The organism is Microcoleus sp. MOSTC5 (assembly GCF_036701825.1).
In the GTDB taxonomy this organism is placed as follows: Bacteria; Cyanobacteriota; Cyanobacteriia; order Cyanobacteriales; family Microcoleaceae; genus Microcoleus; species Microcoleus asticus.
This window is the reverse complement of sequence record NZ_JAUBRK010000056.1, coordinates 15,069-39,598: the sequence shown is the minus strand read 5'-3', so window position 1 is coordinate 39,598 and position 24,530 is coordinate 15,069. Positions and strand designations below refer to the sequence as shown.

At 44.7% G+C, this 24,530-nt stretch carries 22 protein-coding genes; 9 read left to right on the top strand and 13 right to left on the bottom strand.

Annotation, left to right across the window (positions count from 1 at the left end; genetic code table 11):
* Positions 1 to 54: 54 nt before the first annotated feature.
* From QUA54_RS25880 to QUA54_RS25870, 3 genes are all read left to right on the top strand, one after another.
* Positions 55 to 1,041 (top strand): GntR family transcriptional regulator, encoded by a 987-nt coding sequence (locus QUA54_RS25880; protein WP_333190041.1) that lies wholly within the window; start codon positions 55 to 57, stop codon positions 1,039 to 1,041.
* Positions 1,042 to 1,309: 268 nt separating this feature from the next.
* Positions 1,310 to 1,984, top strand: coding sequence for a nitroreductase family protein (locus tag QUA54_RS25875; RefSeq protein WP_333416955.1), 675 nt, complete (start codon positions 1,310 to 1,312; stop codon positions 1,982 to 1,984).
* A gap of 158 nt (positions 1,985 to 2,142) precedes the next feature.
* Positions 2,143 to 4,032: a hypothetical protein gene (locus QUA54_RS25870; RefSeq protein WP_333416953.1), complete on the top strand. Its 1,890-nt coding sequence runs from the start codon at positions 2,143 to 2,145 to the stop codon at positions 4,030 to 4,032.
* 63 nt (positions 4,033 to 4,095) lie between these two features.
* Here the strand turns inward: QUA54_RS25870 and QUA54_RS25865 are convergent, their stop codons facing one another.
* Positions 4,096 to 4,734, bottom strand: coding sequence for a Uma2 family endonuclease (locus QUA54_RS25865; RefSeq protein ID WP_333416951.1), 639 nt, complete (start codon positions 4,732 to 4,734; stop codon positions 4,096 to 4,098).
* Positions 4,735 to 4,935: 201 nt separating this feature from the next.
* Complete coding sequence (locus QUA54_RS25860) at positions 4,936 to 5,715, bottom strand: ABC transporter permease (RefSeq protein ID WP_333416949.1); 780 nt, start codon at positions 5,713 to 5,715, stop codon at positions 4,936 to 4,938.
* 127 nt (positions 5,716 to 5,842) lie between these two features.
* Here QUA54_RS25860 and QUA54_RS25855 point away from each other — a divergent pair, with 127 nt between their 5' ends.
* The 5 genes from QUA54_RS25855 (at position 5,843) to QUA54_RS25835 (ending at position 10,898) form a co-directional block, all read left to right on the top strand.
* Entirely contained in the window at positions 5,843 to 7,000 is a 1,158-nt protein-coding gene (locus tag QUA54_RS25855) for a DegT/DnrJ/EryC1/StrS family aminotransferase (RefSeq protein ID WP_333416947.1), read from the top strand.
* A gap of 345 nt (positions 7,001 to 7,345) precedes the next feature.
* Positions 7,346 to 7,522: a hypothetical protein gene (locus QUA54_RS25850; protein ID WP_333416946.1), complete on the top strand. Its 177-nt coding sequence runs from the start codon at positions 7,346 to 7,348 to the stop codon at positions 7,520 to 7,522.
* 29 nt (positions 7,523 to 7,551) lie between these two features.
* A complete protein-coding gene (locus tag QUA54_RS25845) occupies positions 7,552 to 9,228 on the top strand; it encodes an AarF/ABC1/UbiB kinase family protein (protein WP_333416944.1) in 1,677 nt (558 codons plus the stop codon).
* A 148-nt stretch (positions 9,229 to 9,376) separates the two neighbouring features.
* Positions 9,377 to 9,751, top strand: coding sequence for a hypothetical protein (locus QUA54_RS25840; RefSeq protein ID WP_333416942.1), 375 nt, complete (start codon positions 9,377 to 9,379; stop codon positions 9,749 to 9,751).
* A gap of 196 nt (positions 9,752 to 9,947) precedes the next feature.
* Positions 9,948 to 10,898 carry an NAD-dependent epimerase/dehydratase family protein gene (locus tag QUA54_RS25835; protein WP_333190028.1) on the top strand — a complete coding sequence of 317 codons (951 nt, stop codon included), beginning with the start codon at positions 9,948 to 9,950 and terminating at the stop codon, positions 10,896 to 10,898.
* An 88-nt stretch (positions 10,899 to 10,986) separates the two neighbouring features.
* Here QUA54_RS25835 and QUA54_RS25830 read toward each other — a convergent pair whose 3' ends face one another.
* The 11 genes from QUA54_RS25830 to QUA54_RS25780 form a co-directional block, all read right to left on the bottom strand.
* Entirely contained in the window at positions 10,987 to 12,024 is a 1,038-nt protein-coding gene (locus tag QUA54_RS25830) for an Npun_R2821/Npun_R2822 family protein (RefSeq protein WP_333416940.1), read from the bottom strand.
* A 158-nt stretch (positions 12,025 to 12,182) separates the two neighbouring features.
* Complete coding sequence (locus QUA54_RS25825; RefSeq protein ID WP_333416938.1) at positions 12,183 to 13,055, bottom strand: Npun_R2821/Npun_R2822 family protein; 873 nt, start codon at positions 13,053 to 13,055, stop codon at positions 12,183 to 12,185.
* Positions 13,052 to 14,026: an Npun_R2821/Npun_R2822 family protein gene (locus QUA54_RS25820; protein WP_333416936.1), complete on the bottom strand. Its 975-nt coding sequence runs from the start codon at positions 14,024 to 14,026 to the stop codon at positions 13,052 to 13,054. Before QUA54_RS25820 ends, QUA54_RS25825 begins: the two co-directional genes overlap by 4 nt.
* A 123-nt stretch (positions 14,027 to 14,149) precedes the next feature.
* Positions 14,150 to 15,250: a formylglycine-generating enzyme family protein gene (locus QUA54_RS25815; RefSeq protein ID WP_333416934.1), complete on the bottom strand. Its 1,101-nt coding sequence runs from the start codon at positions 15,248 to 15,250 to the stop codon at positions 14,150 to 14,152.
* The gene (locus tag QUA54_RS25810) at positions 15,247 to 16,212 is read right to left on the bottom strand and encodes a glycosyltransferase family 10 domain-containing protein (RefSeq protein WP_333416933.1); all 966 of its coding nucleotides are present in this window, start codon (positions 16,210 to 16,212) and stop codon (positions 15,247 to 15,249) included. The genes QUA54_RS25815 and QUA54_RS25810 overlap by 4 nt, the downstream gene beginning before the upstream one ends.
* 116 nt (positions 16,213 to 16,328) lie before the next feature.
* Positions 16,329 to 17,528, bottom strand: a complete 1,200-nt coding sequence (locus tag QUA54_RS25805; RefSeq protein ID WP_333416931.1) for a glycosyltransferase family 4 protein — start codon at positions 17,526 to 17,528, stop codon at positions 16,329 to 16,331.
* A 77-nt stretch (positions 17,529 to 17,605) separates the two neighbouring features.
* Positions 17,606 to 19,609: an ABC transporter ATP-binding protein gene (locus tag QUA54_RS25800; protein ID WP_333416929.1), complete on the bottom strand. Its 2,004-nt coding sequence runs from the start codon at positions 19,607 to 19,609 to the stop codon at positions 17,606 to 17,608.
* A gap of 92 nt (positions 19,610 to 19,701) precedes the next feature.
* Positions 19,702 to 20,853: a glycosyltransferase family 4 protein gene (locus tag QUA54_RS25795; protein WP_333416927.1), complete on the bottom strand. Its 1,152-nt coding sequence runs from the start codon at positions 20,851 to 20,853 to the stop codon at positions 19,702 to 19,704.
* Between the two features lie 282 nt (positions 20,854 to 21,135).
* Positions 21,136 to 21,963: a hypothetical protein gene (locus QUA54_RS25790; protein WP_333416925.1), complete on the bottom strand. Its 828-nt coding sequence runs from the start codon at positions 21,961 to 21,963 to the stop codon at positions 21,136 to 21,138.
* A gap of 98 nt (positions 21,964 to 22,061) precedes the next feature.
* Positions 22,062 to 23,066, bottom strand: coding sequence for a UDP-glucose 4-epimerase GalE (gene galE, locus QUA54_RS25785; RefSeq protein ID WP_333416924.1), 1,005 nt, complete (start codon positions 23,064 to 23,066; stop codon positions 22,062 to 22,064).
* A 194-nt stretch (positions 23,067 to 23,260) separates the two neighbouring features.
* A complete protein-coding gene (locus QUA54_RS25780) occupies positions 23,261 to 23,464 on the bottom strand; it encodes a hypothetical protein (RefSeq protein WP_333197859.1) in 204 nt (67 codons plus the stop codon).
* A gap of 230 nt (positions 23,465 to 23,694) precedes the next feature.
* Here QUA54_RS25780 and gloB point away from each other — a divergent pair, with 230 nt between their 5' ends.
* A complete protein-coding gene (gene gloB / locus QUA54_RS25775; RefSeq protein ID WP_172185921.1) occupies positions 23,695 to 24,468 on the top strand; it encodes a hydroxyacylglutathione hydrolase in 774 nt (257 codons plus the stop codon).
* The last annotated feature ends 62 nt before the right edge of the window (positions 24,469 to 24,530 follow it).

Genomic DNA, 24,530 nt, shown 5'->3' with positions numbered 1-24,530 from the left:
CGCGGTACTCGACGTTATAAAAATACTAAGTTGAAGTCGTCGGAGCCTTTAATAATGGTTCAATTTCATATTCAAACCGATAGTGATATTCCAGCATCCACCCAACTATTCAATCAAATCAGGTTTGCGATCGCCTCGCGACAATTTCCGCCCGGACACCGCTTGCCCAGCACCAGACAGCTAGCCATGCAGACGGGTTTGCACCGCAACACCATCAGCAAAGTATACCGCCAGCTCGAAAATACCGGACTCGTAGAAGCCCAAGCAGGATCGGGCATTTACGTCCGCGCTCAAGGCAACGAAGTTGTAGGCAACAAACTCAAATCTCCGATCCTCGAAGAATATCCCCTTGCCAACAAAATAGTACAAGGAAGTATCGATCAACTGCTGGAACAGGGCTGTACGCTCAACCAAGCGAGGGAATTATTTTTGGCCGAAATTGACTGGCGGCTCAGGTGCAGCGCCCGAGTGCTCGTCACAGCCCCCACAGAAGACATCGGCGTGGGCGAGCTGATGGCGAAAGAACTCGAACAAGCTCTCCGCATTCCCATACAGTTAGTGCCAATGGAACAGCTAGGTACTTTTTTGGATCAAATCTCTTCGGGAACCGTGATTACGAGTCGATATTTTATCGGAGAAGCAGAATCGATTTCGGCACCGCGTTCGGTGCGAGTTATTCCCGTAGACATCTACGACTACAGCCAGGAAATCCAGTTAGTGGGGGGTTTGCCTAAAGACAGCTATTTAGGCCTCGTCAGCCTGAGTCCGGGAATGCTGCGATCGACCGAAGTCATCATCCACAGCATCCGGGGAGAGGATTTACTGGTGATGACGGCCTTGGTGTCAGACGAGTACAAGATTAACTCGATCGTGCGATCGGCCAGAACAATTTTTTGCGACCAACCGAGTTTTGCTACAGTAAAAGCTGCCATCAATGCGGCTAGAGAAGATATTATTCGTCCCCCGCAACTGATATGCTCCGAAAATTACATCGGCTCTAAGTCCATTAATTTGCTCAAGCGCGAGTTGGGCTTGGGGTGATACGATTTTCGATTTTCGATTTTCGATTTTCGATTTTCGATTAAAAAATTGGGAATGACTGCATAATGGTTGGGATATTCTTTAGAGTTGCATCCTTTTGGGAACTGGTATAATTCCCAATTCCTAATGGGCGTAAGCTGCCCACGGCGCACCCTAAATAATTAGGTTATTCGTCCAGGACTGAACTTGTAACTTTCAACTTCCAGTACCCGATACCCAATTCCCAATTCCCAATTACCGATTACCAATTACCAATTACCAATTATCCATGACAATTGAAATCCAACCTTCAATTAATGTTAAAACCGCGATCGAAAGCCGACGGGCCGCGCGCAGTTTCAAACCCGATCCGATTCCCCCAGCAATATTGGCAGAGATTTTGCGGTTGGGAGTGCGATCGCCCTCCGGTTACAACTTGCAGCCTTGGAGGTTTATTGTACTTCAAGACCCAGCCAGCAAAGAAAAATTAAAAGCTTGCGCCTTCGATCAGCGCCAAGTGGTAGAAGCCCCAGTAGTATTAATCTGTTGTGGCGATCGGCGCGCCGGTGAACCCGAAAACACCGAAGCCGTCATCGAATTGGGCAAAGCCGCAGGCGCAATGAATGACAATTTAGCCGGTTATATGCGACAAGCAATCCCGCAATTGTTCGAGAACCGTCCCTGCTTCGAGTCCCTAGAAACTTGGACAAACAGGCATACAATGCTCGCAGTAGCTCACTTAATGATTGCAGCTAAAAGCTTTGGGGTAGATAGTTGCCCGATGGAAGGTTTTGTCGGCGCTAAGGTGAAAGAAGCCTTTCAAATTCCCGAAGAAGTAGATGTTTGCTGTTTGCTGCCGCTTGGTTATGCAGCAGAACCTTTGAAACAATACGGCGGGCGTTTTGAGGTGACTCAAGTTTATTACAGTGAAAGTTATGGAGAGACTTTGCAAGTTGAGATTTGAGAGTTAAGATTTTGTGGCAACTTGAATTTTAAGAGTTAAGATTTGGGATGAATCGGTGTCAAAATTCAAACAAATCAAAAATCCCGACAGTTCTGCAATCTAAAATCTAAAATTCAAAATCTAAAATCGAAAGTGGCGATATCAGAAAGAGGAAAAATATGACAGTAGCAGCGCGACAAAGCAACGCCCAAATTCTAGAAGTAAAGTTGCAGCAGCACTTGCAAGCAGCCGGATTTAAAAATTTACCGCTTTATATTAGTTGCGATTTTCGAGATGACTCTTTAACGGTTGTGGGAGAACACCCGCGCAGTTTAGTTCTCAAAGCAAAACCGACTTTTGCGGTGCTAGAAGCCGCAATTATCGAAATTGAACCGGAATCTATTCAACAGATTGGACTTTGCCTAAAAATTACCGGGCAAAAACAGCCTTATGCTTTCCATTCTTTTACCATGCACCAGCCTGTTTTGTCTAGACCCAAAACAGTGCAGTTGTTCAAAAAAACAGAGAATATCCCCGCAGCAGAAACCGGGATAGTCTTAACAGAAAATGCGGTCGAGACGGCGGATGTAGAGGAAGAGATACCGTTAGGAACGGATGGGAAAGATGCGTGGGATGAAGAATATTTTCCCAATTTTTCTGAGAGTTCCAGCAATTCCGATCCGATCGCCTTTAAGGTAGCTGCAATACCGACAGATATTGCAGAAAATCCCTTCAATCCGCTGGATATGGAAGCGGTAACAGTTGCCCAAAAACCCAAGCATTCACCGTTTGCGATCCTGGCTGCTGCAGGAATGGTCAGTATGGCGGCGCTAATTTTGGCAGGCGGTTATTATATGCTGAGCCGCCCCTGCGTCATCGGAGAATGTACTGCATTAGCTAATGCCAAGCAGTTGAGCGAGAATTCGACGAAGACGCTGAAAACGTCAAAAGTTGCCAACAGTCCCCAAGAAGCGCAGCGACAGTTAAAACAGGCGATCGCCCTTTTAGAACCGATTCCCTCCTGGTCAATTCATCGCGGTGAAGCTCAAAGCGCCCTGGAAAACTACCGGAAGCAAAATCAGAATTTAAACTCTGCGATCGATGCAGCGCGCTTCGCACAGTCGGCAGCCCAGAAAACCCAAAATCCGCCTTATTCGGCCCTGAACGGGCAGGAAGCGCAAGCTCTGTGGCAAAGTGCGATCGCCGAACTCGGAGAAATCCCCACAGACAGCCCAGTTTATCCGTTTGCTCAGAAAAAGTCAAAAGAATACCGGAAGAATGTAGCAACTGGAAATCGGCAGTTAAGCACAGAGAAACAAGCCGAAAAAACGCTGCTCGCCGCCAAAAATACAGCCCAAATAGCAGAAGCTCGCGAAGCAGTAGCTCAGACAGCCGAGACTTGGGCTCAAGTGCAATCAGGTTGGGAAGAATCCCTCGACATCCTATCAGAAATTCCCACGAGCACGACATCTTACCAACAAGCTAAACTGCTAGTTCCCAAATACGAAACCAAACTTTCAGAAGCTCGCGAGCGCAAAAATGTCGAAGGAATTTCGGAAAATGCGTATACTCAAGCTGTGACTTTAGCAGCGGAAGCTCGAATTTTTGAGGGCAAAAACGCCTGGTTTAAAGCATCAGAATACTGGCGGAGAGCTTTGAGTTACGCGGAGCAAGTGCCGGCAGCAACTTCATTTTCCGAGAAAGCCCAACCGCTGCTCGCTTCCTACAAAACTTCTTTGCAGCAAGCAGAAGTAAGGTTGCAGGAAGAAAGAAACTTGCAAAAAGCCCGCACGGATTTAGATAGAACTTGTAAAGGCAACCCCAAGATTTGCGACTATACTGTTAGCAAAGGTTTGATTGCCGTGCAGATGACTCCTAATTACGTGCAGAAACTGCAACAAACTTTCATCCAAGCGGAAAACAACAACGCTACCAAGACTCGCCAAGCTGTAGAAAAGCACGTTCAAACATTGCAAAAAGCCTTGGAGGCGATCGCCGAAAACGCCAAAATCCCGATGCAGGTGTACGATGGCGAAGGCAAGCGGATTGCGAGTCACGAACCGAAGTAGTTGTAGTTGTAGGGTGCGTGAGGGCGAAAAATTTGTCAGTCAGAACGATCGCAATATTTACACTCACGCATCGCCAGCAATTTCATCCGCAGTCAATCCAGCTTGAAAAACTTGTTGCGCCGTCAAATTCAACTCTGGAAAAGCTGCGGATTCGATGTTGTCATCTCCCCGAAATTGACTAACTTCATACTCATCATCAACCAACCGATAAATCGAAATAGTCGGTTGCTTGGGATTTCCGATAAACCTGCGGCCACCCAACCCGAGATAATCCACAATCCAATATTCAGGAATCCCGATTAGTTCATATTCGCCCACCTTCCTGATGTAGTCATTTTGCCAATTCGTGCTAACGACTTCAACAACGAGCGGAATTGATTCGCCTTGAGTCACAGTTGAGAACTTTTGCCACAGAGGTTCTGATGCTAAATTTGGGCGGTTTAATATCAAAATATCTGGAGAATAAGCAGAGAGGTTTTCGCTCTTTTTAACTAAGGCTTGTTTGGGGAAAATGTACGGAAGTTTTCGCCTTCTGGACTCAGCGTTTAACTCTGAACCTAAAAAACTGATAACTTCTTCATGCTCTCCTAATGGCTGTGACATTTCAACAATCTCTCCATTGTGCAGTTCATAACGTGCATTTTCGGGCTTCCATTCCGCAAATTCTTCAAAAGTTAGCGGTTTAGTTGCAGTTTGAATCATGGCTACTCTCCTTAGTGATGACTGGGGCGGGCTATTCTGCTCACCCCACAAGATAACTCACTCTGTGTGGAACAGGTCGGAAAGCCTGTTCAATAAAATAAGACTAAATGCAAGTTCCTACTTACATTATATTATCAATGCCCAATGCCCAATTATCAATGCCCAATGCCCAATTTCCAATGCCCAATGCCCAATGCCCAATTACCATTTTATCAATTGTGCGTCTTGATTGAAAAACTTCCGGGACAATCCCTCAGTCAACAGCAGAGTTGCGATTATAGTTGCCAGCGCTAACACAAACATAATCAAAATCTGGTAAGATGCTGCATCGAGAGGACTGACACCGCTCAGCATTTGACCTGTCATCATTCCGGGTAAAGTTACGATTCCTACCACCGTCATTGTGTTTAATGTCGGGATTAATCCAGCTTTGATGGCATCTTTGCGGTACTGCTTTACTGCTTGCTGCGGCGTCGAACCTAAACTTAAATGGGTTTCTATTTCTAACTGGCTGCTATTAACTGTACTCAGAAGTCTTTCGCCGGCGATCGCCCCGGAGTTCATGGCATTGCCCAAAATCATACCGGCTAAAGGAATCAGGTATTGCGGTTCGTACCAAGGGTCAGGTTGCAAAATTAGCAAGTTTGTATAGGCGAGAGTCAAGGCCGTACTGATAAAAATTGAACCCCAAACTAAGGGCAGTAAGTTCTTGATTTTTTTGCTGATGCGGTTGCTGGCAACCATGCTAGCTGTTGTCAGCATGATTGCTAAAACTGCTAAAACTAGCCAAGGATTTTTCCCCTCGGGGTCAAATACGACTGCGAGCACGTATCCGACTAAAATTAGCTGGATCAGGGTGCGCCCCGCGGCGATCGCGATCGCCCCCTCCAATCCCAATCCTTGCCACGCCGAAAGCCCGATCGCGATCGCCACCATCCCCAAAGCCCAACCCAAATCTGTAAAATCTAGCAGAATTAACACCGGAGAACCCTTTCGATAATGTGATTGTTTGCCTGTCCAAATATAAGATATTGCAATAAAGGTTTCTGAGAAACAGTTTTGCTGCAAGAATTTGCTTTGATAATGGTTGAAATTTGTGGTGTGAAGAGTGAATAATGTCCCCCCCCTCGACTTAACCCGCCAATACGCGCAGATTGGCGACGAGATAAGCGCTGCAGTGCAAAAAGTGCTTGCCTCTGGCGGCTACGTAGGCGGCCCGGTCGTGAAGAGTTTTGAACGAGAGTTCGCCGACTACATCGGCGTTTCCGAGTGCGTTGGCTGCAACTCCGGCACGGATGCGCTGATTTTGGCCTTGCGAGCCCTCAAAATTGGCCCCGGCGATGAAGTGATTACCACTCCTTTTACCTTTTTTGCTTCGGCTGAGGTAATTAGCGCCGTCGGTGCAACTCCAGTATTTGTTGATATTGACAGCGGGACTTTTAATCTGGATGTCGAACTCCTCGAAGCGGCAATTACCGACAAAACTAAGGCAATTATGCCAGTGCACATCTTCGGCCAACCGGTAGACATGACTCGGCTGATGGAAATTGCGACTCGGCACAATTTAGCCGTAATTGAAGATTGCGCGCAGTCTGTCGGGGCCGAGTGGCAGTCTCGAAAAGTCGGCAGCATCGGCCATGTCGGCTGCTTCAGTTTTTACCCGACCAAAAATTTAGGCGCTTGCGGTGACGGTGGCGCGGTGACGACAAACGATCCTGCCCTGGCAGCTTCGATGCGAGTGCTCAAAGAACACGGACAGTCTTCTAGATATTTCTACGAAGAAATCGGCTGCAACAGCCGTTTAGATGCCCTGCAAGCGGTGATTCTCAGCATTAAATTGCGATATCTCGACAGTTGGAACGCCCAGCGACGTTCGATCGCAACTCTTTACAGCGAATTTCTTTCCCGCGTACCCGGAGTTGCCGTTCCCAAAGAATTGCCGGAAGCAAAAGGAGTTTGGAATCAATACACGATCCGGCTGACAAGTCCAGAAGACGCGCAAAATCCCTCTAGCAATTTTCGAGATTGGATGCGGGCTCAGTTGCAGGAATCCGGCATCGGTTCGATGGTTTACTATCCGTTACCTTTGCACCTGCAACCTGTTTACAAATCTTTGGGCTATTCTGCCGGTCAATTGCCACAGGCCGAGCAAGTTTGTCGCGAGGTCTTGTCTTTGCCGATGTTTCCCGAACTGTCGAGGGATCAACAAGAGCGGACGATTTATGGGCTGAAAGATTGCTTGGCAAAGGCCGATCGCATCCGGTAGCTTTGGCGCGATGGCAGAAGCGAGGGAAATGCAGGAGGAGAAAAGAATTGCAGGGTTGCAGTGCTGTGAGAATGTGCAGCGGTCAGTCGATTTTAGATTTTAGATTTTAGATTTTAGATTTACTCCACAGATAAATCTGGGAGCTTGAACTAGGGTCTAAAATTTTTATCTTTCCACGACTTAAGTACGTGGCAGCGTATCCGTTTTTGGGCTGGGTCAGGGAGAGCCGTTAAGTATTTTGACCGATCACTTGTACTTTTATGTACTATATTTAATGAAAAGAAACAAATTTAGGCTAGCAATCCGCCTCGAACGGGTGCATTTTCCGCTCGCCTAAAAATTGGAATGCGATCGGTCAATGATGAAGAAGGAAGAAGGAAGAGGGAAGAGGGAAGAAGGAAGAGGGAAGAAGGAAGAAGGAAGAATAAAGAATGTTTGAACTTTCGACTTCCCATCCCCAATGCCCGATGCCCGATGCCCGATGCCCGATGCCCGATGCCCAATTCTCAATTTAACCTGTAATTTTCAGAAGATAAGAGGAAAATAAACGAGTGCCTCAGTATCAATTCACTCAGGCTAGACGCTACGATCCACAAGCGATCGCTCATTATTACCGCAACCGTCCTTGGAAAGCAATTTGGCGCGCAATTACCGTTATTTGGTCTTTTGCAGGCTTCGTGCTGGGGATGCTGTGGGACAGTTGGCAGCACGAAGTCGCAGCACACCAGCCGGAACGGGCCACCCACCTGCGACAAATACTCACTCGCTTGGGCCCCACTTTCATTAAAGTCGGTCAAGCCCTTTCTACCAGACCGGATTTGATCCGCAAAGACTTTCTCGAAGAATTGATCAAACTTCAGGATCAATTGCCGCCGTTTGACTCGGTGCGCGCTTTCGAGATTATTGAAGCGCAACTCGATCGCAAAATTAGCGAAACCTATAGCGAAATCTCCCCCGAACCTGTCGCAGCGGCAAGTCTCGGTCAAGTCTACCGAGCTCGCCTCCTCACCGGAGAAGCAGTAGCAGTCAAGGTTCAGCGACCGAATTTGCTACCAGTCTTGAGCCTCGATCTTTATTTAATGCGCTGGGCGGCTGGATGGTTGGGCCCATTGTTGCCGCTGAATCTCGGTCACGACCTTTGTTTAATAGTCGATGAATTCGGTATCAAATTGTTCGAGGAAATTGATTATATCAATGAAGGACGGAACGCCGAGAAATTTGCTACAAATTTTGCCGACGACCCGACAGTAAAAGTTCCGAGTATTTACTGGCGTTATACATCAAATTGCGTTCTGACTCTCGAATGGATTGAGGGCATCAAGCTGACAGATATAGAACGTGTTAAAGCCGCAGGTTTGGATACCGATAGTTTAATTGAAGTCGGAGTCCGCAGCGGTTTGCGGCAGTTGCTGGAACACGGATTTTTTCACGCTGACCCCCATCCGGGAAATCTGTTTGCCTTAGCGGACGGCCGCATGGCTTACATTGATTTTGGGATGATGGATCAGATGGAAGAAACAACTAAAGAAACTTTGGTTGATTCTGTCGTTCATTTGATCAACAAAGATTATTTAGAGTTAGCCAAGGATTTTGTCAAACTTGGCTTTTTGACTCCAGATACAGATATTATGCCGATCGTCCCGGCGTTGGAATCTGTACTCGGTGATATCGTCGGCGAAAAGGTGTCAGATTTTAACTTCAAGACGATTACAGACCAGTTTTCGGAGTTGATGTACGATTATCCTTTCCGAGTGCCGGCGAAATTTGCCTTAATTATTCGCTCTCTGGTGACAGAAGAAGGTTTGGCCCTGACGCTGAATCCCGATTTCAAGATAGTCGAGGTGGCGTATCCTTATGTAGCGCGGCGTTTGTTGAACGGAGAATCTCCGGCACTGCGGCGGCGTCTGATTGAGGTATTATTCAAGGATGGCAAATTCCAGTGGAACAGGTTAGAGGACATGATCGCGATCGCCCGATCCGATCGCAGTTTCGACTTGCTCCCCACCGCCCAACTAGGCTTGCAATATTTGCTGTCAGATGAAGGGTCGTTTTTGAGACGCCAATTGATATTGGCTTTGATAGAGGACGATCGACTCCACACCGAAGAAGTTCGCCGCCTGTGGAATTTAGTCAAGGAAGACTTGCAACCAGGTCGCCTGTTTAACGTTGCTCTAGGCGCTTTGGCGGATTTTTCCACAACAGGAGCAGCGGCGCTAACTCGATTTTAATTAGAAGGAAGAAGGAAGAGGGAAGAAGGAAGAAGGAAGAGGGAAAAAGAAATAAAAATCATTCTACTTTTGCCAATTCCCAATTCCAAATTCTCCCTTCCCCACTCCTAATTCCCAATTTCCAATTACCCAAATTAAGGAATTATTCGTGTATTATTTTCCAGAGCCTCCCTATTTTTTAATGTCGGCTGGATTACTAGCAGGTATGGCTTCCGGCCTAGCATTTGAAGCAACTCTCAAACAAGCCGTACAACTGTGGTCTAAAAATCGTTCTACTCGCACTTTGGCTAACCTGCAAGGGCTGGAATTGCTGATACCTTTTCTGGGAATGGCTGGCGGAATTTGTGTATTTTTAGCTTCGGGGATGGAGATTTTTGCCTTCCCAAAACTACTTTGTTATGCGCTAGCTTTGCCGCTGACGGTACTGACTGCCTGGCTAGTTTGGACTCAGCTAGGCAAGCTTTTGATCGAGCTAGAACGGGGAGGTTCGCAAGCGCTGGATTTAGATTCTTTTGAACAATGAAAGTTAACTATCAACCTCTTTTTATCAGAAGGAAGGAGGTTGATAGTTCTCTAAGATTATCCTATTTGATGCTTTTTCAAACGCAGAGAACGCAGAGAACGCAGAGGAAGAGAAAGAAGAAGAAGATCACAACTTAGGCAATAATTTGTGTAATTTTTTTAAAATCTAAAATCTAAAATCTAAAATCTAAAATCGAATGAGTATTTTAATTGTTACGGGTGCGGCGGGATTTATTGGGTCTAACTTAGTAGAAACTCTTTTAAATCGAGGAGAGACGGTGATCGGTGTTGATGAGTTCAACGATTATTACGATCCGGCCCTCAAGCGCAAGAATATTGCACGATTTGAAAAGTATCCGGGTTTTGAATTGGTGGAAGGGGATATTTTGTCTCTAAATTGGCGAGGTCTTTTATCAGATGTTAAGGTAATATTTCATCAGGCGGCGCAAGCAGGAGTTCGTGCTAGCTGGGGCGACGGTTTTCGCAGCTATACCGAACGCAATATTAACAGCACTCAAGTATTGTTAGAAGCGGCAAAAGATGCGCCAAAATTGCAAAAGTTTGTGTATGCTTCTTCTTCTTCAATTTACGGCAATGCTGAATCTTTTCCCACGAATGAAAACGCTTGTCCGCAGCCAGTTTCTCCCTACGGAATTACGAAATTAGCCGGTGAACGTTTGTGCGGGCTTTATTACAAAAATTTTGGCCTTCCGACTACTTCGCTGCGCTATTTTACTGTTTACGGGCCGAGACAGCGCCCCGATATGGCTTTTCACAAGTTTTTTAAGTCGATTTTGTTTGACGAGGCGATTTCAATTTTCGGTGACGGATTGCAAACGCGGGATTTTACGTTTATCAGCGATTGCGTTGCTGCGAATTTAGCGGCGGCTGAGGTTCCGGAAGCTGCGGGGGAAGTTTTTAATATTGGTGGGGGAAGTCGGGTAGTTTTGAGAGAAGTTATTGATACAATAGAGAGAATTGTCGATCGACCAATTCGGATCGATTTTACCGAAGCTGCGAGGGGAGACGCGCGGCACACTAGCGCAGATGTGTCTAAAGCCAATAAAATCTTAGGCTATCAGCCGCAGGTTGCTTTAGAAGAAGGTTTAAGGCGCGAATGGGAGTGGATTCAGTCTTTGTACAGTTAGATGCTATAGCAATCCTAAATCATTTGTGAATTTCTTACTCCCTCCCCTTACCAAGGGGAGGGTTGGGGTGGGGTAAAAAATTTACGACTCATTTAGGATTGCTATATCTCTCCCAGAATTTCCGCCACTTAAATTGAACATTGTTAACTTTTTGAATTCCCCAACTTTTGAGATTTCTCTGCAAGCGAACCAACAAATTTGGAGGCGCGAGTTTTGGCTGTCTTTCCGGCGAATTCAAATAACGGTAGTGCAGAAATACCTCTCGATACGGAATCTCAACATCTTCGCCAGCACACAATCGAGTAAACTTTGCAGCCGAAATACTCATGTAGTGCAAATAAGTAAGCCGCCGTCCTTTATCATATAAAACATCATCTATCACCTCAAATTGAGAAGACCAATGATTCCCCGTCACCTGTTCGGGTTGATCGTATGCAAAGTTGTAAAAAGAGATTTTGCTGCGGGCGACTAAATAGTTAAGTAAAGATTGGTCAGCGCCCCGTAAAGACATAATTTCCGCTTCTCCTGATGTTAATTTTTCTAAAAGTTGATAGCAATTATTTCGATTTAAAACCCCGGCTTTTGACGCAAACCAACCCGCACAAAAAGTATGAGATTGCAGTTCGTCCAAATTTAAAATTTGAGGTAATTTTGGGGAGGAAAAATCAAATATATAATTGAGATCTGATTTGTATTGAAAATCGTTTGCTACCCAATCAAAATCATCAAGCTTTTGATAAATGTAATCTAGAGAACCCATTAACAGAGTGTCTGCGTCAAAATAGATAAATTTATCAAAAGGGCCGTCGAAACAACATAATTTTCGGTGCATTTCCAAACATTGAACAGGTTTCAAACCTTTAGATTGCCAAACTTTTTGAGCTTTTGCATGAGTTTTCCAAATTTGAGTTGCAAAGTCTTCCCAGAAAATGATTGAATCGCTATTTTCAAACAGGGTTACATGAGGACGAGTTGCAATTTCTCCTCGCACTTTTTTCAGTCGATTATCATAGGGAATGATACAAACTGGAATATTTTTTGCCCCGTTGACTTCGAGACTGTTTAATAAAGCGACTAAGTGGTCGAAAACAACATCATTTGCTAGAATATAAATGCCATCAGTCATCGGATTTTAGATTTTAGATTTTAGATTTTAGATTGAAGAATTCTACTCGTTACTAGGCTCGGTCTGGAAATCAGTTAATTTATTAGTCCGCGTGGACTTTGTTTGTGTGCTTGCGTTGCTAGAGATTTTAATCGCCGTGTGACTAGAAACAATATTATTTATCCATGCAAATATCGAAATATTTTTTGCAGTAAATTTGGTTTTTCCTCATTGAGATAACGATAATGTTTCCAAAGTTTCCAATAAGGGCTACCTAATTTAATCGGTATCCCAGCCCAGTGAATATATTTTAACCTTTTGCCTCGGTCATAAAGAACATAATCTATTTCTTGAAAATGCTTGGAACCGGCCCAGCTTCCGGGTTCTGTTGCTGAAGCTTTAACAAGGTTGCAGCGTTTGGGAATCAGCTTGAGAATGATATAATTTAGTATAGGTTGGTCTGTGACATTTTGAGTAAAGTCAAAATATTCTCGATGCTGCGAACAGAATTGCAAAATTTCATACATTTGCGATTCTGTAATAGTTCCTTTTCTGGAAGCCCAAAAACCGCTGTTAAATACATCTTGAAGCTGGGAGTCGGTAAAAATATTTTGTTCTTTTACAGCGGGTGAAAATACATTTCGCAGTTTTTCGCTGAGGTGGTGGTAGTCGCAGCAAAAAAAGTCTACTTCTGATAGTTTGTTAAGGTTGGCTGCGATGTCTTCAAAGACGATGATATCGGTATCGATGTACAGAAATTCATCAAGCGGGCCAAACCAGGCGGCGAGTTTTCGCATTTTATTAGGCAGTGCTAAAAAGTTGCGATCGAACATTTGGCCAATTTCTTTGGTAAACTGTTCGACAAACTCCAGATTTGGGAACAATCGCACCCCGTGGAGACTGCTGAGTGCGGCTGCGACTTGCTGATAATTGTCGTCGAAGGGAATCAGAAAAATTGGTACTTGACAATTGTACAGACGTATGCTGTTTAAAAGGGCGATCGCACTTTCGATCACCTTATCATTCGCAACAATATAAATACCGCGACTCATACATTTATCCTCAACCTTCTCAATACCCTTTTTAACAAATTCGGCGCAGAAACCTCAGTATAAGACTTTGGCGCTTCGGCAAAAATCGGACGCTTGGACGCTTCCCGGAGATAGCGGTAATGCAGAAACAAATCGCGATAGGGAAACTCAATATTTTCGCCCGCACAAACTCTCCGAATTACATCCGGCGGCACACCAATATAATGAATGTAAGTAAGTCGGTTTCCCTTGTCGTACAAAATCCGATCTTGCTCTTCAAAATGTTTAGAAGTGACGCTACACCCAGTTTTTTCGCCATCCGGGAGGCTATAAGCAAAATTATAGCTATTCATCCCCGTTTTCATCACCATATAATTGAGCAACGGCTGTTCTCCCGCACCTTCATAGAGAATTTCCGCCTCGCCCGATTGCAGTTGAGCTAACAGCCATTCCCTAGTATTTTGCTCAAACAATCCTTGCTTGCTGGCGTAAAATCCAGAACAAAATATTTCCGAGTCTATCCGATTTTGCTCAAAAACTTCGAGGAGTTTTGGTGACTGAATATTGTATACTTTAGTTGGGTCGCGAAATTGAAAATCATAAACCACAAAATCCGATTCCTCTAACTTCTGAAAAACCGCATCAAGGGAATTCATCACCAAAGTATCGGCATCCATATAGATAAACTTTTCAAACGGGCCGTCGAAAGCGCAAAAGCGCCGATGTGCGCCGTAAAGCCGGAACTTTTTGCGGTTCAAACGCTCTGGTGCGGCTGCTTGCATGAATTTATCCCATCGCTGAATTGAAGCGCTATATTCATAAATAAAGACGTTGGGACGGTTGACAATTTCAGCTTTGATTTCCTGTATTTGGTCGTCGAAAGGATAAATGCAGACAGGAATATTTGAGCCTAAGATAACTTCAATACTGTTGAGCAAGGCAATTAGTTGGTCGTAAACTGTATCGTTGGCTAGGGTGCAAATTCCATTCATATCTATAGTCTCGCAAAGGCGGACTTTGTTTGTGTCGTTGCGGTTTCCACCGCCAAATCATTTAGTAAAATGGTAGAGGAGGGCGAGCCCGGGTGACTGCAGCACAGAACCGAAAACCGGAGACTACGCCAAATCCACAGCTACGCGAAAACCGATCTTCCTGCGGCGACCGCCCGCCGAAAGCCAGTTACGATCGGCACTGCGACAATTGACCGCATAGTTGTCCCAGGAACCGCCACGCAGCATACGGTATTCAGATGTGCCCGTTTCCCAGCAACTTCCGTCAGTTGGTGCGCCGTTATAGTTTTCGTGCCACCTATCGCTGCACCATTCCCAAACATTGCCGTGCATATCGTACAGTCCAAAGGCATTGGGGGGAAATCTCCCGACATTGGTTGTTTCTTTGCGGGAAAGTCCTTTGGGAGCGTTTGCGTAGGGGTAGTATCCGTGATAATTTACTAAATCCGGGGTAATGTTTTCTCCAAAATGAAATTCGGTTGTGGTTTTCGCACGACAGGCGTATTCCCATTCTGCTTCACTCAGGAGGCGATATTTTTTCCCGTTTTTTTGCGAGACTTTGGCACAGAATTCGACGGCATCATCCCACGATACATTTTCTACACAACGTTTTTCACCTTTGAAACCCGATGGGTTGTTTCCCATTACTGCTTCCCACTGTGCTTGGGTGATGGGGTATTTGCCTGCAAAAAAAGCCGGTACCGTGACTAGATGGTGCGGATTTTCGTAATCATATCGTCCTTGTTCACTGTTAGGCGAACCCATCATAAATGTGCCTCCGGCAATATAAACCATTTCCAGCACAACTCCATTCCCTAAGTCTTCGGCGAAGAAGTGAGCATAATAAGGGCAGCGACTGTTTTCTTTTCCTTTAGCATTTACTGTTATCGCATCAAAGTCAAAAGTAGGAAAATATTTTTGTAACTGCTTTTTTATATTTGGTTCATCTCTATCCTTCAGCACCAAAAAGACTGCAAACTTCACCTGCAGCGATTCATCTTGCAGTGCCCCAACGATCAAATCTAAACCAACATCTCCATATCTGATTGCTTCAGACAGTGCAGCAATTTTTACCTCGACAATCGGTGCAGCCAAACGACTCTTAATACCGGGAATCCCGCCTAAGATAGCAGCACCTAATGGCACTTGAGATTGACCGCCGAGTACGGCATCGTATTCTCTGGGTTGATTTTGGTTTTCTGTCATGGTGCTATTTCTTGAGATACAAAATTAGACAGCCAATTGAGCAAGTTCAATTCGTGGAGAATGATTTGTCTGGCTTCAGCAATTTTCTCCCTCGCTTCATGCCAATAATCCGCAGTAGCAACAACCTCTTTAATAAATTCTACTCCTTTCTCATCCAAACTCGGCAGCCGCAGAAAACTCCCTGCCGGCAACAACTTATCCGCCGCCGAACCGCCGTAATAAATTGGCAAACACCAAGCTAACAAAGCATCCCAAAGCTTCTCGCTGACATACCAATCGTTTTCCGCATAATTTTCAATAGCTAAGTTGTAATAGTATGGTGCCACGGCGTGCCATTTATTGTTTACAGTGCCGTTTCCCTGTGCCCAAGTTGGCAAGTTTCGCCCGTAAAGGTCAAAATCTAATTCTTGCGATTGCAGCAATTTGATAAAGTCTAATCTGTGGCGGTGATTGGCGGTGCGGCTAACACCTGAAGTAATCCAAGAACAGGATTTAGTTTTTGGCGGCGCAGGCATTTCATCGAGTTCTCGAAACGAGTTAGAGTGATACCAAATCGCGGGCATATAATCTGGTTTTGGTGCGAAATCGTCGGGCCCGGAAACGTAACCGCAATAAAGTTTGGCTTGTTCGTAGTTGGCTTTGGTAATTTCAATAACTTCTGGTAATGGTGGCTCGCGGATCAGGTAAATTATGCGTTCCTGGGGGACACCGCCCAATTTTTCTCGAAAGTCCTTTTCTGGATTTTGCGGGCTTGGACGGCGGATTTTGTTGAGCCATGACTGCTTTTTGGGCGATCGGGGAAAGTCGAATTGATACATGAGTAAAAAGTCTGGTTCTGGGTGATTTGCTAGCATTTGAATGTTTCCCCATTTGCCGAAGTTGTGGGGGGTTTGTTGCCACAGCCAGTCGCTTTGGTTCATGCCTGGATAGGTGGTGATTGTGCCGATGATTTTTGGGTTCATTTTTAATAATAAATCTGGTTTTCGCGTGGACGGGGCGGGTTTATGAGATTATTTATTTGAGGCGAGGATTGTGGGTGAAACCCGCCCATACGGATTTTTAAATTATGGGATGCGGATTAATGAATAATTTGCGATCGCACTTGCTCATCTACATAACTCAAAATTCTCTCGATCCTATTTTCCCATGAAAATTGCTTGACAAAATTCAATGTTTCTGCATAGCCTTCGCTTTTCCTCGGATATTTTGTTAAACTATCTCGAATGCTTTGCGCGAACTGCTGCGGATTATCCGGTTCGCACCAAGTTGCTGCTATATTTCCCGATTTAAATTCCATTAAAGATGCAATCTCCGTCGCCACAATCGGAGTTCCCGATGCCATGTAATCAAAGAATTTTAAAGGAGATGTAAACGTCGCGGCCTCTGTCAAACAGTGCGGGTGAGTCAAAACATCGGCTGCTTGCAGCAAGCTAGCCAGTTGATTTTGAGGCAGGTAGCCGAGAAATTTAATGTTGTTAACTTGCTTGGATTTTGCTAACTGCTGGTAGGCTGTTACTTGGGATAAATCACCGCCCGCGATCGCAAATTGAACCCGTGGCAATTCCTTAGCCACATCCACCAACATATCAACACCTTTAAACGGGTAAAGTCCTCCCGCATAAACTGCTAAATGCTGTCTTCCATCTCCTAATAATTGGTGTCGCCAATTCTGGGCAGCTTCTGTTTGTCTGGCGAGAAACAAATGGTTAAAACCGTTGTGCAGCGTAATTACTTTTTCCGGTGGCATCCCATTCTTAATCATGCTGTCTCGGACAGTATTTGCAACAGTTACAGCAATTTGAAATAGAGGATTGCGAACGACTTCTGGTTGAAAATTTTTGTCTTCGTGGTGGTGCTGTTCGTAGATAGCGGGAATACCGTTTTTAATGGCAGCTTTGACAAAGTTCCAGTCGCGGGTGTGGACAATTTTAGTGGATTTAACCAGGTGAATCGGTAAATAGTATTTTGAGACGATCGTACTCGCACTCGTCCACTTGCTGTCCCAAAGGTCGATCGGCCACGGGACGGGCAAATCTGCTACTTTTAATTGTTCCTGAAGATTGTAAATTTTGGCAAGTTTGTCATCCGGTTTCCTCGGTTGAAAAGGACGAAGTAAATCAACGGGATTCCAAGCATTCCATCCTTTGCGGAGGTATACCAAAACTGCTGGATAACCGAGGTTTGCTGCGGCATTGGCAGAGTGCGCAACTTGAACTAAGCTCGCTACATTGGGTTGCGGCAAGATATTTCTGGTGAAAAATACATAATATTTAGACATGGTAATTGGTAATTGGTAATTGTTGACTGTGCAGACTGTTGACTAATGACTACTGACTGCTGTCAACTGCCAACTGACTACTTTTTAACAGCCTGACGCTTAATAGTATTTTCTATAAATTCTAAAGTCGTGAAAATATTAGCAGCGGAGTGAAATGATTCTCTGATTAACTCGTCTCTTTCTTCGGGAGAGTCTACCATTTCATCTACTAGCAATTTGAGGTAAGCTATCATAGGAGTCAGGCGAGTGCGAATTTCGTAAGAACCTCTAATTAGAGCTTCATCGCGAGCGGTTTCTTCGGCAAATTGGACTGAATACAAGCGAGTGTAGTAACCTCCTTTTGCTAGCAATTCTTCGTGGGAACCCATTTCTACGACTTGTCCGCGATCGATCACGGCGATTTTGTTGGCTTTTTGGACTGTGGAGAGGCGGTGGGCGATGACTAAGGTTGTGCGATCGCAGCTCAATTTCTCGATCGCCGCTTGCACGTACCTTTCCGAAACCGTATCCAGCGAACTTGTTGCCTCATCTAAAATTAAGATTTCCGGGTTTTGCAGCAAAGCTCTAGCAATTGAAATTCTCTGACGCTGCCCTCCCGATAAGATCACGCCCCGATCGCCAATTTGAGTATCCAACCCCTCCGGCAACAGTTGGATAAACTCGTAAGCATTCGCTCCCTTCGCCGCTTCCACAATTTCTTCCTCAGTCGCTTGAGGCCTAGCGTAAGCAATATTTTCGCGCACTGAAGCATTAAACAAAAACGTATCTTGGCTAACAATACCCATCGCTTGTCTGAGACTTTTTAGCTCAAAGTCGCGCAAATCCCTGCCATCGATCGAGATATGACCTTCAGTAGGATCGTAAAATCTCGGCAGTAAATCTGCCAAAGTTGACTTGCCAGAACCCGAAGTTCCTACCAAAGCTAAAGTAGTCCCATGAGGTAGAAATAAATCAACTCCTTGAAGAACTAAATTTTTGTGGTTAGGATAACTAAAAGATATTTTACTAAAATGAATTCCCGATCGCAAATGAGTGTACGGCACAGAACCGTTCAGCATAAATGGCTTGTCGTCGCACCTCAAAAATTCATTAACCACCTCTACACTAGCCGATGTATTAGCAAATTGACTGCGCCCGCTATTCAATTGAGAAATTAAAGGAATTAACCTAAACATTACCAATAAATAGGTCAATAAAATGGTAGAAATAGACTCTATCTCATTCGCAAATATTGTGCGACCTATAAATACAATCAAAATTATAACAATTAAATTAACAACTTCGTTAATTGGGGCGATCGCCGCATAATTTACCTGAGCCTGAAAATCCGCTTGTTCTCGCCTTTGAATTAAATGCTTGATCCGCTGATACTCCCTTTCCTCGTTCCCTGTTGACTTGACCAGCCGAATCCCAGTAATGGTTTCCAGCACCCTAATCGAATAATCTTTCGACATTTCAGAAAGCAGGTAGCCAAAATGCTTGGAACGGTTAATAATATATTGATTTGTCCAAGCAACAAACGACAGCAAAACTGTAGCTGTCACCGTCAGTTTCCACGAAAGAGAAAGCAGCAGACCCACAAACACCAAAACAGTGATTGAGGTAGTAAACATTCCTATCGCCGTGCCAACTGCACTAGCAGTCCGACCAATCTCTCCGCCCAATCTATTAATTAAATCCCCGACTTTAGTTTTAGAGTAAAAATCTAAATCTACTTCTAACAACAACCGCAAACCTGCTTCTCGCAAATCAAAAGTCAGAGAGCGCGTCAGAGAAGTAGCTACTAAAGTATTGATATAACTCGCAATATTTTTCAAAAAAATTGCCAGAACAATCGCGCCGGTCATCACCATTAAACGCTGATTTCCTGGCATTCCCTCAAAGGGATACATCAAAGTTTTAATTATAGGTGGAGCGCCGCGCAGCTCGATAGCTTCCTCTAAAAAACTTAAAAGCACTGGTACAATCAGAGTAGTGCTGATACCGTTGAATAAAGCGCCAGAAAAGCCCAGAATCACGGTTAAGAGAATCCTGCCGGGATATCGTCTGGCAAATTTTAGGAGTAGCTTATTGGCAGACATGAAGCATTCCCAGCTAAACAGTACGGCATCTCAAAATATTCTTTAATAACAGCCAGTTTTTCTTCCTCCATTGAGTAGTTTTAAAATAACCTTTACATACCTGCAATTATATCTGAAAGTATCGGTTTCATTGCTTGAATACTATATTCTTTTACACATCTTTTCCGAGCTTTCATTCCTTGTAAATTAGCCGCTGTAAAATTTTGAAATATCCATTTAATTTTTTGTGAAATTTGAGCGGGAGAACTCGGATCGACTAAATAACCCGTTCCCCCTAAAATTGCTGGAATATCCCCCACTCGCGTAGACAAAACAGGCTTAGCCATTGCCATGCCGTCTGTCAGCTTGAGCGGAAACTGAGCCACGGCTGTGAGAGTTTCTCGCTGAGGAACAACGACAACATGAGCCCCCGCTACAACGGACGGCATCGTCTCGACTGGAAACCGTGGCAGTTTAACAATCCAACGCCCCCATTGTTTCACAAGTTTATCATCATAATCATCATAAGGACTTCCGCCGACGATAACTAATTTTAAATCGGGCTCATTTAACTGTTCGAGAGCCATCAAAACATCCTCAACACCTTTATGAGGTCGTGGTGCTCCGGGAAACATCAGAATTCTATACCCGGACAAGCCGTAACGCTGTCTGCTCAATTCAGGATTGTATTTAGCAGGGTCGAACATTACAGTATCCTTGCCATTAGGCAAATATACACCCCCGAAACGCTGTTTTAAAAACTCAGTATCAACAGTGACTGCATCAGCACGGTGGATGAGACTTTCCATCCACTTGAGATAGAGGGGATGATCTGGTTCTCTCAATTGACCGTTGTGTTTGAAAATATCTCGATAAAGTTGTTTGAAAGAGGGACGGTATTGCCATTCATCTCCACTGTACCAGCTCAGTTCCCAGTCGTCTATATCTAAAATTATAGAGTGGCGAGTTGCCAGTTTTTTTAGCAGCGATAAACCAAAGCTTGTAGGTTTAGGTTTGACTGCATAAATAATATCCCCATCTATTTTTTTCAAAAGTTTTTGAGCATCCATCAAAAACCCCGGATATTTTTTACCCGGTATCGCACATACGGGGATATCTCTGGGAGGAATAGCATACAATTCGTTGCCAAACTGAAATCCAACAACTTCTACATCACATTTAAGCTCGCTAAGGACTTGAGCTAAAAGAAAAGCACGAATTGCACCTCCTCCTGACAAATCGCTTACTACTAATGAAACTTTCACTGAGTATTTTGTTTAAAACATTTGTTTGATTTTCCTGCTTAACCGAACTTTTGTCAAGGCAATCGGGACTTGCGCGCCCCAAACCAAAGAAACCTGGTTTTTAACTAGGGAAAAGGGCAGCAATGAAGTATTTTGGTAAAAAAAACCCAGTGACGCATCTAGGACTTTTATTCAAGCCAGCAATACTTATTCTAGGTAAATATTCGGATATGTTGAGGCTAATTTTTTTGAATTGTTGGCTGAATTTTGTTGCTTTTGATGCAGTTTGCCAACAAACTTTAATTATTTTAAACGCCAGGGATTGTTAAGTTGATTTGGTAAAAATATTTTAGCCATGCGATCGACTATTCTAGTAAAGAGCGATCGCGTCACGTTCTTTGCGTACTGAGGGCGGTAAGGATAAGTGCAGTGCATTACTTTAATCGGTTTGTCGATCGCATAAATTTCCTTCCACTTATCCAAGTAGTTGTAAACAGGGGACAAAGTTGTCATTTTCGGTTTCACAGATTCAACAGCCGCCGCAAAAGCACCCTGGTCTTTTAAGTATAGCACATTTTGATGCGCAACTACCATCTCGAAATATTTCTTAAAATTTGTGAACAATTCCTGAGTTTTACTGCTTTTCGTAAAAGCGATAAATCCGCCATTGTATTGAATGCTATTTTCATTTAGCGGCAACCCGACAGACTGCAAAGTTGACAGAATATCCTGCTTGACTCTTAATAAATTTGCAGCTTTAGCAATCGCAGGCTGCACATCTTCCGTCACCAACAAATCCACCCCGTCAAGAAAATCAAAAACCTCATCTATTGGCGACAGCAAACAAATATCACAATCCATATAAATAGTTTTCTCAAACAGAGATTCTTCGTACAAAGCCAGCTTAGCTAGCCGCGACGCTAAAACAGGATTTTCGTGAGAGGGTGCAGGTTTCAATATGACATTTCCGAACACCTGAAGTAAAGGGTATAAAATTTGAGGAACTCTATCTATTAAAACAATAATGGGTTCGCGGTGAAACTTCCTGACAGACGCCAGAAAATGAATGCAATCCTGGAAAGAGTAAAGACCGGTTAAAATAGTGATAAATCCTTTGCTTTCTAATTTCACTTGTCTATCTAACTCACAGTAAGCGGCTCCATATCATAGTTAAATATAAAATCTAGAAGGCAGAAATAAAATTTTATTTCTGCCTTCTGCCTTTATAGTTATGCCTGCGAGTGGCGTTTTTGGTGCCACTGCCAAGCATGGGAGATAATGTTCTTAATGTCGGGATATTCTGGAGACCAACCCAAGGTTTTGATGGCTTTCTCGCTGCTGCCAACCAAAGCAGGCGGGTCGCCCGGACGCCGATCGCACTCAACAGCCTTAATCTCTTTTCCGGTCACTTGGCGAGCCGTTTCTATCACCTCTTTCACCGAAAACCCGCCACCGTTGCCCAAATTAAAGAAATCAGATTTGCCACCATTTAGCAAATATTCTAATCCTAAAATGTGAGCCGATGCCAAATCGTTAACGTGAATGTAATCGCGAATGCAAGTACCGTCAGGAGTATCGTAATCCGTGCCAAAAATCGCGATCGAATCTCGTTTACCCAAAGCAGCGAACAACACCAGCGGTATCAGGTGAGTTTCTGGATTGTGATCCTCTCCTAACAACCCGTTCGGATCGGCCCCAGCCGCGTTAAAATAGCGGAAACACACAGACTTAAAATCGTACGCAGCGTCAAAATCTGACAAAATCCGTTCTACCATTAACTTAGTAGCGCCGTAGGGATTGATCGGGTTTTGTGGGTGGTCTTCTGTGAGCGGAATTTTCTGCGGTACGCCGTAAGTCGCGCAAGTAGAAGAAAACACAAATTTCTTCACGTTAGCAGCGAGCATTGCTTCCAAAAGAGTAATAGTACCGATGACATTGTTGCGGTAATATTTAGCTGGGTCGGTAACAGATTCGCCCACGTAAGCGTATGCAGAAAAGTGCATTACCGCAGCAATATTGTGCGTAGCGAACAGGTTGTCCAGAAGAGTCCGATCGCTCGTATCGCCAACTACCAACTCCACCTGCAAAGCCCGATCTACTATATCTCGGTGACCGTAAACTAAATTATCCAAAATCACCACACCGTAACCGGCGTTTTTCAGTGCTAATACCGCGTGAGAGCCAATATATCCAGCTCCACCCGTCACCAAAATAGTTTGTTTTTCTGCACTCATTTTATTCTGCCTGTTTTTGTAGCTGGGATTGCCAAGAGCCTTGTTAATTTGAGACTTCTACAACTGACGCTTTCACACTCCACGCGAGCCGGAGAAATCAAGCGAGATATATAGACTTTCCTGTGCGGCACGATCGCACTCCGAAAAAACGCTTTTTACACTCCAGAGGGATGCTGACTGCGCCACTCTTCAGTTCAATCGATAAACTTGAGGCGACCAATTTGGAGATAATCAAATATCCGATTAATTTGGTGTCGATCCTCTTCTGAAATTTTATCATCTGACAGGATAGCAGAAGTCAAAACTAAATGTTCCCGGCGAGTAATCTTGCCAGACGCTACAATCCGATCGACCATTTGAGAAATTGTTAAGTTCGATTTGTTGTGAGATGTTCGCATTTATTCGATCGCTTCTATGTCACAATAGTTAAACGGGATTGCAGTTTTTGACCCAAAACCAAAAATCGTGCGTACCAGACTGTAACTCAATTTGCTCAACAGCAGAAATAAGCTATCAGAGTTTTAGTTCCAAAGATAGATGTGCGGACTTGATAAGTCTGCATTCAGCCTTCGGATACGCTTCAGACTAATTTAATTATATAATATTTTTCCTAGAGAGGTAGTTTTTTATGCAGGTTTATAGGCTTCCGGTACTGTCCGACAATTACATTTTCTTGCTGCACGACCCCGATCGCCGCACAGCAGCCGTCGTCGATCCAGCCCAAGCAGAGCCGGTCTTGCAGCAACTGCGATCGCTCGGAGCCGAATTAACCGCAATTTTCAACACGCACCACCACAGCGACCACGTAGGCGGCAACCAGCAACTGATCGATCGCTTTCCCCAAGTTAAAGTTTACGGCGGCGCAGAAGACCGAGGCAGAATTCCCGGACAGCAAGTGTTTTTACAAGCGGGCGATCGCGTTGAATTTGCTGGCAGAAGCGCCGAAATCTTCTTCGTACCCGGTCACACAAAAGCTCACATCGCCTACTATTTCCCCCCCAGCAACCCAGGGGAAACCGGCGAATTGTTCTGCGGCGACACTTTATTTGCTGGAGGCTGCGGCAGACTATTTGAAGGCACTCCAACTCAAATGTTAGCCTCCCTCGGGCAACTGCGAAACTTGCCCGACAGTACGAGAGTCTGGTGCGCCCACGAATACACGCTGAACAACCTACAATTTGCCTTGAGCGTGGATGGCGACAATCTAGATTTACAGCACCGCTTGGGCGAAGTCAAAGAAGCGCGCAGTCGATCGCAACCTACAATACCATCATCGATCGGCATCGAAAAAAGCACAAACCCATTTTTGCGCTGGGATTGTCCCAACCTCCAATCAGCCACCAACAGCCGCGATCCAGTGCAAACCTTCGCTCGATTGCGCGGCATGAAAGACCGATTTTGACCGAAAGCATCCAGGATATAAGCCCCCGGATTCATCCGTGGGGTCAATGCTTCAATCTAAAA